General features: G+C 38.8%; 10 protein-coding genes. All 10 read right to left on the reverse strand.

All coding sequences use genetic code 11. The features are described 5' to 3' along the window. Positions 1-427: 427 nt before the first annotated feature. The gene (gene lysS, locus AC4D4A_RS19180) at positions 428-1,915 is read right to left on the reverse strand and encodes a lysine--tRNA ligase (protein WP_490997301.1); all 1,488 of its coding nucleotides are present in this window, start codon (positions 1,913-1,915) and stop codon (positions 428-430) included. 171 nt (positions 1,916-2,086) lie between these two features. Then, a complete protein-coding gene (gene dusB, locus AC4D4A_RS19185; RefSeq protein ID WP_490997302.1) occupies positions 2,087-3,082 on the reverse strand; it encodes a tRNA dihydrouridine synthase DusB in 996 nt (331 codons plus the stop codon). 40 nt (positions 3,083-3,122) lie between these two features. Next, positions 3,123-3,332, reverse strand: coding sequence for a helix-turn-helix domain-containing protein (locus AC4D4A_RS19190; protein ID WP_490997303.1), 210 nt, complete (start codon positions 3,330-3,332; stop codon positions 3,123-3,125). Then, positions 3,284-3,811 (reverse strand): 2-amino-4-hydroxy-6-hydroxymethyldihydropteridine diphosphokinase, encoded by a 528-nt coding sequence (gene folK / locus AC4D4A_RS19195; protein WP_490997304.1) that lies wholly within the window; start codon positions 3,809-3,811, stop codon positions 3,284-3,286. The genes AC4D4A_RS19190 and folK overlap by 49 nt, the downstream gene beginning before the upstream one ends. Further along, the gene (folB, locus tag AC4D4A_RS19200; protein WP_490997305.1) at positions 3,801-4,175 is read right to left on the reverse strand and encodes a dihydroneopterin aldolase; all 375 of its coding nucleotides are present in this window, start codon (positions 4,173-4,175) and stop codon (positions 3,801-3,803) included. The genes folK and folB overlap by 11 nt, the downstream gene beginning before the upstream one ends. After that, positions 4,168-5,016, reverse strand: a complete 849-nt coding sequence (gene folP, locus AC4D4A_RS19205; protein WP_490997306.1) for a dihydropteroate synthase — start codon at positions 5,014-5,016, stop codon at positions 4,168-4,170. Before folP ends, folB begins: the two co-directional genes overlap by 8 nt. Before the next feature lie 153 nt (positions 5,017-5,169). After that, complete coding sequence (cysK, locus tag AC4D4A_RS19210; RefSeq protein WP_490997307.1) at positions 5,170-6,096, reverse strand: cysteine synthase A; 927 nt, start codon at positions 6,094-6,096, stop codon at positions 5,170-5,172. Between the two features lie 173 nt (positions 6,097-6,269). Next, positions 6,270-7,151 (reverse strand): peptidylprolyl isomerase, encoded by an 882-nt coding sequence (locus tag AC4D4A_RS19215; protein ID WP_490997308.1) that lies wholly within the window; start codon positions 7,149-7,151, stop codon positions 6,270-6,272. Positions 7,152-7,169: 18 nt separating this feature from the next. Then, positions 7,170-8,048 (reverse strand): Hsp33 family molecular chaperone HslO, encoded by an 879-nt coding sequence (gene hslO, locus AC4D4A_RS19220; protein WP_490997309.1) that lies wholly within the window; start codon positions 8,046-8,048, stop codon positions 7,170-7,172. 30 nt (positions 8,049-8,078) lie between these two features. Continuing rightward, positions 8,079-8,849 (reverse strand): type III pantothenate kinase, encoded by a 771-nt coding sequence (locus AC4D4A_RS19225; protein WP_490997310.1) that lies wholly within the window; start codon positions 8,847-8,849, stop codon positions 8,079-8,081. Between the last annotated feature and the right edge of the window lie 343 nt (positions 8,850-9,192).

Raw genomic sequence — 9,192 nt, forward strand, 5'->3', positions numbered from 1 at the left:
GCGTTCGTCCTGAGCCAGGATCAAACTCTCCGAAAGATGTTTGATCTAGCTAAATTTTAAAGCAAATTGACGAGATTAAAAATCTCTTATTTTAGACTTGCTTGGCGTTTCGTTTTGTTTAGTTTTCAAAGAACAATCTGTTTCGTTGTCGTTTTGGCGACTTAACTATCATACCAAGTTAGCAACCTCATGTCAACAACTTTTTTATTTTTTCTTTATCGCTTGCTTCGTATTGTATACTGCAGCAGCGACGTTTATTAATATACCATCTTGTTTTTTATTTTGCAATACCTTTTTATAAAAGTTTTTGTTTTTATTCTTTCTTATACTATGAAGCTTAGATTTATATCCTTATCTTCATATAACAATTGATGAAAGAAACCAAAAGAAGAAGCTGCTCTTAATCGGCAGCTTCTTCTTTAAAACCTTATCTATGTCTCATTAATGGGAATAACAGCACATCACGAATTGAAGGTGAATTAGTTAGTAACATAATTAGACGGTCTATACCAATTCCAAGTCCTCCTGTTGGAGGCATACCATATTCCAATGCTTCTATATAATCATCGTCCATCATATGTGCTTCATCATTACCTTGTTCACGCTCTTTTAATTGCGCTTCGAAACGTTGACGCTGATCAATTGGATCATTTAACTCAGTAAAGGCGTTCGCATGCTCACGTCCTACGATAAATAACTCAAAACGATCAGTAAAGCGTGGATCATCCTCATTTTTCTTAGCTAACGGAGAAATTTCTACCGGATGACCATAAATGAAGGTTGGTTGGATTAACTTCTCCTCAATTTTTTGCTCAAAGAATTCGTTAACAATATGACCGTATGTCATAGAGTCTGTGATTTGTACATCATGTTCTTTTGCAAGCGCACGTGCTTCTTCAACAGATGTTTCTTTCCAGAAATCTACACCTACGTATTCTTTAATTGCATCTACCATATGAAGTCTTGTCCATTTTGGTGTTAAATCCACTTCATATTCACCGTAAGGAATGATAGTTGTTCCTAAAACTTCTTTTGCAATATAAGCAACAACATTTTCAGTCAAGTCCATTACATCATTGTAGTCAGCATATGCTTCGTAAAGCTCAAGCATTGTAAACTCAGGATTATGTCTTGTGGACACTCCTTCATTTCTAAATACTCGACCGATTTCATATACTTTTTCCAAACCGCCAACGATTAGCCTTTTTAAGTGTAATTCAATGGCAATACGCATATACATAGGCATATCAAGCGCATTATGATGTGTAATAAACGGACGTGCAGATGCACCACCAGCGATAGAATGAAGCATTGGCGTTTCAACCTCAAGGAATCCTTGGTCATCAAAGTAACGTCTCATCGCCTGAATAATACGACTGCGTGTCACAAATGTTTTTTGACTTTCTTCACTTGTAATTAAGTCTAAATATCTCTTACGATAGCGCTCTTCAATATCTTTTAATCCATGATATTTTTCCGGAAGAGGACGAAGAGACTTAGTAAGATATGTAAACTGGCTTACTTTTATAGAAAGCTCTCCCACTTTTGTTTTAAATACCGTTCCTTTAATACCTACAATATCACCAAGGTCAGCCATAGTGAAAAGCTCATAAGCTTCTTCTCCAATAGCATCCTTACGCACATATATCTGAATTTGACCGCTCACATCTTTAATATGAGCAAATCCAGCTTTCCCTTTGCCACGCTTTGTCATAATTCTTCCAGCTATAGCAACTTCCGCATTCTTTGCTTCTAAATCTTCTTTTTCCACATCTGCATATTCATTGCTAATTTCTTGAGCCAAATGTGTACGTTCGAATCTTTTGCCAAATGGGTCAATGCCCATTTCTTGGATGCGGTTCATTTTGTCACGTCTGACTTTTAATTGGTCGTTTAATTCTTCATAATTGCTCATCTTATTTCCACTCCATCTCTATCGCGTATATACTGTTCCTTTATTTTACACAACCTTAGAACCTAATATATATAAAATATCATTATCCTTTTAAAAGTATCATAAAAACTGCCGGTTTTACCGGCAGTTTCTACATACTTATTATACAGTATATCAGGTACTGTCAAATCATCAAACTGCACGAACGGCTTCATGATACTCAATATCTTCCACCATATTATATAGCAGCCCTACCAATTGTTCACGTGTGTTGCATTCATTGATTTCATTTCTGATTTTACCGCTTCCTTTAATACCTTTCAAATACCATGCTGCGTGTTTTCTCATCTCACGCACAGCGATAAACTCATCCTTCAACGCGATAAGGCGATCAAGATGCAGGACGCAAACATCAATTTTTTCACGAACAGATGGCTCCGGTAAAAGGATACCATTTTCCAAATACTTAACCGTTTGATACATCATCCAAGGATTCCCGAGTGCAGCACGACCGATCATGACTCCATCACAGCCAGTTTCTTCAAGCATTCTCTTGGCATCCTGTGGAGTCTGTACATCACCATTACCGATAACCGGTATATTGACAGCTTCTTTTGCCATACGGATATAATCCCAGTTTGCCGTTCCTTCATACATTTGAACCCGAGTACGTCCGTGGACAGATATTGCACTTCCACCAGCTCTTTCAACTGCCCTTGCATTCTCTTCAACAAATATATGCTGGTCATCCCAACCAATTCTCATTTTAACCGTAACCGGTTTATCTACTTTATCAACTACAGCTGAAACCATTTCATAAATCTTATCCGGATTCAGTAACCATCTGGCTCCCGCTTCACATTTAATAATCTTGTTAACCGGGCAGCCCATATTAATATCGATTATATCTGCATTAGTGTTCTTATCTACAAACTGAGCTGCTTGAACAAGTGATTCTTTTTCTCCACCAAAAATTTGAAGGCTCAATGGTTTTTCTCGTTCATCAATATAGAGCATGTTTAAGGTTTTTTCATTTCCGTGTATTATTCCCTTATCACTAACCATTTCTGCACAAACAAGCCCTACCCCAAATTCCTTAACTGTTAAACGAAATGCTGAGTTACAAACTCCGGCCATAGGTGCAAGTACAACCGGATTCTTCATTTCAACATTGCCAATCTTCAACAATTCAATTCCTCCCTATCCTTTACTTGCACTAAAATTAAATCTATTTAACGAGAGGTTTTAATTCCTCTACTGTAATGTCCAACTGATTTGCAATATCCTGCAAAAAGCTCTCAGAGGGTATTCGGTTGCCTCTTTCTACCTCGCCAAGCATAGAGACCGAGACGGATAACTCTCTGGCAAATTCCTCTTGAGTAAAACCTTTCAGCTTTCTGAATGCCCTAATACGCCTTCCCCATTTTTCCGCTTCCATATCCGAACCCCTTCTTTTTCGGGGATATCATCCATGATTTCCCTTATAGGTTTTTCCATATTAGGCAGAATGATGTCCTTATCTATCTCCACGAGCGGGATAACCACAAAGGCCCTTTCAAGCATCCGCGGATGAGGGACAATTAGGTTTTTCGTTACAATATTTTCTTGATTAAATAACAAAATGTCAAGGTCTATTGTTCGCGGACCCCACCTAATTTCCCTTTTTCTGCCAAGATTTTGTTCTATATTCATGCAGGTAACCAATAGTGTTTGTGCATCGAAAGTTGTGTTGATACAAATAACCATATTCAAAAATTTACCTTGTTCTAAATAGCCTACTGGATTTGTCTCATATATAGATGATAAAGAAATAATCTCAATTTCAGGTACTGCCGCCAGTTCTCTTATGGCATCATTTAAATTCGATTCTCGATCCCCTATATTTGTACCTATTCCAATATAAACTCTATTCATCATGCCGCTCTTGCTCCCTTATAATCTCAACTGCAACATAATCGTAGTGACCTGGTATTGGGGGATCAGGTTTCACAACCTTGATTTTGCATGAATGAATCATTGAATATGCCTCCAAGATTTCTGCTGATATCTTTTCTGCCACTGCTTCGATTAGATTATAAGGCTTTCCTTCCACAACACCTTTACACAAGGTATATATTTCAGCGTAATTAACTGATTTATTCAGATCATCTGTTTTCCCAGCGACTTGCAGATCCAAATACAATTCCGCACTTACTCTATAGCGTTGTCCAAGTTTATTTTCTTCTTCATAGACACCATGATATCCATAAAATTCCATATTTTCAAGAATTATTTTATCCATTTACTTTCACCTTTCCAAGCATCGCATCCATCATACGAGCCATACGGTACATCTCTTTCACATCATGTACCCTTATCATTTGGCACCCCTGCTGAATACCAAAACAAATTGTCGCCCCTGTACCTTCCATTCTTTCTTCTACTGGCAAATCAAGTGTTCTGCCAATCATTGATTTACGTGAAGTTCCTAATAAGACGGGGTACCCGAGGCTCGTTATGATGTCTAAATTTCGCATCATCAGCAAATTCTCCTCCAGCGACTTCGCGAAGCCGATACCTGGATCCAGTACAATTTTATCGTCACTAACTCCAGCCTCTTTAACAATCTGAATACTTTCATATAAGTCATTTAAAACATCACGCAAAAAATGATTGTAGGAAGCCTGTTTCCGATTATGCATAAGGATAATCGGAGCGCCTGACTCAGCAGCAACGCGGGCCATTTCCTCATCACCTTTGGCTCCCCAAATATCGTTGATGATATGCGCCCCTGCGCGAAGTGCTTCTTTTGCCACATCCGCTTTATATGTATCTACAGAGATCGGTACATTGATCTCTTTTGTTAATTCCTTAATAACAGGAATGATTCGCTCCAATTCTTCATCTGATGAAATTTGCTGATGACCAGGTCTCGTCGACTCACCGCCGATATCAATGATATCTGCTCCAGCTTTTATCATTTCCTTTGCACGCAAAACTGCTTGCTCTACTTTGTTAAACTGGCCTCCATCAGAAAACGAATCTGGAGTGATATTTAAGATTCCCATAATCTTAGTGCTTTGTCCAAGTTCCAATTTATATTGTCCACATTCTAGAATCGCCTTTACTTGTGGTTGTTCCATAATAATTTGCTCCTTTAATCAGACTCCGAAATTACTCTATGCAAATCACTATACCACATGTTATTTATAAAAAAGAAAGAAACACAGAAAACCAAAACAAAAGGAGGCATTTAGCCTCCTCCATATGTTTAGCTTATTTACTCGTCAGTACGATTAATCTTCAAAATTATATAATGGCGTACTTAGATATCTTTCTCCATTATCCGGGATGATTGCTAGCACTTTTTTGCCGGCACCAAGTTTCTTGGCAACTTCCAATGCTGCAAAAATAGCTGCTCCGGCAGAAATACCACCAAGAATACCCTCTTCTTTAGCTGCTTTTCTTGCTTGTTCAAAAGCTTGTTCATTTTCCACTTTTATGATTTCATCATAAATATTTGTATTTAATGTATCAGGTATAAAGCCTGCGCCAATTCCCTGAATTTTGTGAGGACCTGGAGTACCACCTGATAGAATCGGTGAATCCGCTGGCTCTACTGCAAAGATTTTAATATCTTTGTATTTCTCACGCAGCACTTCTCCAGCACCCGTAATAGTTCCGCCTGTTCCTATACCAGATATAAAGGCATCCAGTTGATCGCCCATTTGTTCTACGATTTCTTTACCAGTTGTTTTTCTATGAACTTCAGGATTGGCTTCATTTTTAAATTGCTGTGGCATAAAGTAACCATGTTCATTTACAAGTTCCTCCGCCTTAGCAATTGCACCTTTCATTCCATCTTTACCAGGAGTAAGAATAAGTTGGGCTCCATATGCCTTCAATAAGTTACGGCGTTCTACACTCATTGTATCCGGCATTACCAATATAGCTTTATATCCTTTTGCTGCTGCAACCCAAGCCAACCCAATACCTGTATTACCACTTGTTGGTTCGACAATCGTTGTGCCCGGCTTTAGAAGACCCTTTTCCTCTGCGTCCTCAATCATGGCAAGTGCGATACGGTCCTTAACACTGCTTCCCGGATTCATATATTCCAATTTCAAATAAACCTCTGCAGATCCATCTTCTACAATCTTGTTTAATTTAACAACAGGTGTATTACCTATTAATTCTGAAATATTATTCGCTATTTTACCCAACTTATCCACCCCTAATTCATAGTATTTTCATTGGTTTTATATACAATTTAGCTATTTTTCTGCTTTCTGTCAACTATTATACTTCTAAATTCCCAGATTTTCTGTCAGATAACCCTGTGAAATAATCTTTATGACTCATTTACAGTATATAAAAGAAAATAGAGCGCATGACTCTATTTTCCATAAATCCAATCCACATTATACTGTTCCCAAAGCATATTTGCAGAGACTGGTGTATTCATCTGTTCCATTGCAGCTTTTCGTTTAAGATTAGATTTTATTTTTCCAAAGGATAGTTCGGTTTGACCAATCTGATCATGCAAATAGAGAATAGCATATCCATCCTTGATCTTAATTGGTTGACTCCATTCTCCAGGTCTTAATGAAGCCGCAGTTTCTTTATATTCTTCAGGGACAGAATTGGAATCTAATGATATATACCCTAATTCTCCACCAGTATCCGCCGTATATTTATCTTCTGAGCGTTCTATTGCCATTGCAGTAAAATCAGTGCCCGCCTTCAATTCCTTAATAATCGCATTTGCTTTCGCCTTTTCTGTAAGTACGATATGGGATAATCGGTAGAGATCAGTGAACTTTAACAAGATTTCGTTACTTTTATAGTAAGACTCAACTTCCTTGTCTGTTATGACAGCATCCTTTGTCAACAACTTCTCAAGCAGAATTGAAACTTTAAGCTTCTTTTTAAGCTCCTCACCACTAATATAAGAGGGTGAATTTCCAGTAAAACCATATAACGCTTGCCGGAGAACCGCCTCCACTTTCATCTCATCCCTAGAAACAGTTAGCCGTTGCTTAGCCGCCAATTGAAGAATAACCTCTTCATTTATCATTGTAGCTAATACATCTTTCCCATGTATCCTTTCCAACTCAGCGATCCAGTCCGAACGGCTAATCTCTTTCTCTTCCACTGAAGCAACAATTTCCGCTGTATCTTCCTTCATCGGGTTTTCCCCCATTGTAAAATAAAGGACAGTCACAATATTCAACAGAATTAAACCAGCGATAATGGACACATATTGCTTATTTGACAAAGCAACTCCTCCAATAAATTACTTAGCTGTGTCTTTTAGCTCCTGAAGTTCTTCTTTTGTAAATATATATTTTTCATTACAGAAATGACACTGGGTTTCGGCTTTGCCATCTGTCTCGATCATATCTTCTAGTTCTTCTTTTCCAAGACTGATTAAAGCATTCGCTATTCTATCCTTGGAACATTGGCACTGGAATGATACTGGCATTTTTTCTAATATCTTTACGTTTGTTTCTCCCAATACTTTATTAAGCACTTCTTCCGGAGTCAATCCATCCTGAATCATTTTGGAAATAGGCGGGATTGATCCTAAAGCTTTCTCTATTTTTTCTATAACCTCTTCTTCCGTGCCAGGCATCAGCTGGATAATAAATCCACCTGCAGCAAGAATCGAGTCATCCGGATTAACCAAAACACCTACTCCTACAGATGAAGGAGTTTGCTCAGAAGTAACAAAGTAATAAGTAAAGTCTTCACCGAGCTCGCCTGAAATTAAAGGAACTTGGCCAGAGAAATTATCCCTCATTCCAATATCTTTAACAACAGTCAATGTACCATTTGTACCGATAGCACGTCTTACATCTAGTTTTCCATGTTCATTAGATTCAAAATCAACATGAGGGTTTGTCAGATATCCCCTAACCTCACCCTTTGCATTACTATCAATGATAACCGGGCCAATTGGACCATCACCCTCAATTTTAATAGTAATCTTTGCTTCGCCTTTTTGCATGGCTCCCATCATTACAGCCGCTGTCATTGCTCTTCCCAACGCAGCAGATGCTGTACGCCAGGAATCCTGCCTTCTCTGTGCCTCTGCAATAGTTTGCGTACTTGAGACTGCATACGCCCTCACTTGTCCATCAAATGCTAGTGCTTTAACTAAATAATCGTTCATGATAAACTCCTTTCAAATCCATTACAGGATTTATAGCTGTATATTCTTTGAATAAATGATTTGCAGACCTTTTAATGTTAAATACGGATCGACAACATCAATTATGGATGTTTCATTTGCAATCATGGATGCTCTTCCGCCAGTAGCGATAACCATAGGATTCTGCTTACTCTGTTTTTTTATCCTGGTTACAATTCCTTCTACCTGTCCAATAAAACCATATAAAACGCCGGACTGCATAGCGTTTACTGTATTCTTCCCAATGATATTGGCAGGACGAACAATCTCTATCCTGGGCAATTTAGCAGCCCTCGAATAGAGCGCCTCTGTAGAAATTTCAATTCCCGGGGCAATAACCCCTCCTAAATACTGGCTATGCTCATTTACATAACAATACGTTGTCGCTGTACCAAAGTCTACTATAATGATTGGCGTCCCATAATCATGAATCGCAGCCACAGCATTCACGATTCGATCTGCCCCAACTTCTTTAGGATTATCATATTTTATATTTAATCCCGTTTTAACACCAGGCCCAACAACCAAAGGCTTCAGTTGAAAATATTTTGTACACATTCTTTCAAGTGAAGACATTATAGGAGGCACAACAGAGGAGAGAATCATTCCTTTTACATCATGGAAGGTCAACCCAACATGACTCAATAACTGATTAAATATCATTCCATATTCATCTTCTGTTTTTCCCCGATCCGTACCAATTCTCCAATGAAAACAAAGATCGTCATCCCTATAAACACCAATCGAAATATTCGTATTCCCCACATCCATCACCAATAACATGCAAAAACCCCCTATCGAAAAAGCTGAAGGGCCTTGCTCAGCCGCGACAAGCATAAGAGGAGGTGCGGAGGGAGAGCGTTTTTTTCTCTCCCGCAGCAGCTACACTTATGTCTCGAGCGGTTAGGCCCTGAAGCTAGATTACATCAAAAAGATGAGACGACTGGTCAGGAGCGACAAGCATAAGACGAATACTCGGAGGGAGGGCTCTTCTCCCGCAGAGTATTTGCTTATGACTCGAGCTCCTAGGAATCGAAGCTAGATTACATAAAAAGCTGAAACGGCTTGCCCAGAAGCGAGGAGCATAAGACAGGAGCTTGAAGGGAGGTGCCCTTCCCTCCCGCAG

The sequence above is a fragment of the Pradoshia sp. Z5_111 genome (assembly GCF_058267535.1).

Coding starts and splice junctions, on each gene's coding strand:
- lysS (WP_490997301.1), bottom strand. CDS start 1,915: ATGAGCAATTATGAAGAATTAAACGACCAATTAAAAGTCAGACGTGAC.
- AC4D4A_RS19190 (WP_490997303.1), bottom strand. CDS start 3,332: ATGGAAGCGGAAAAATGGGGAAGGCGTATTAGGGCATTCAGAAAGCTG.
- folK (WP_490997304.1), bottom strand. CDS start 3,811: ATGATGAATAGAGTTTATATTGGAATAGGTACAAATATAGGGGATCGA.
- folB (WP_490997305.1), bottom strand. CDS start 4,175: ATGGATAAAATAATTCTTGAAAATATGGAATTTTATGGATATCATGGT.
- folP (WP_490997306.1), bottom strand. CDS start 5,016: ATGGAACAACCACAAGTAAAGGCGATTCTAGAATGTGGACAATATAAA.
- hslO (WP_490997309.1), bottom strand. CDS start 8,048: ATGAACGATTATTTAGTTAAAGCACTAGCATTTGATGGACAAGTGAGG.
- AC4D4A_RS19225 (WP_490997310.1), bottom strand. CDS start 8,849: ATGTTATTGGTGATGGATGTGGGGAATACGAATATTTCGATTGGTGTT.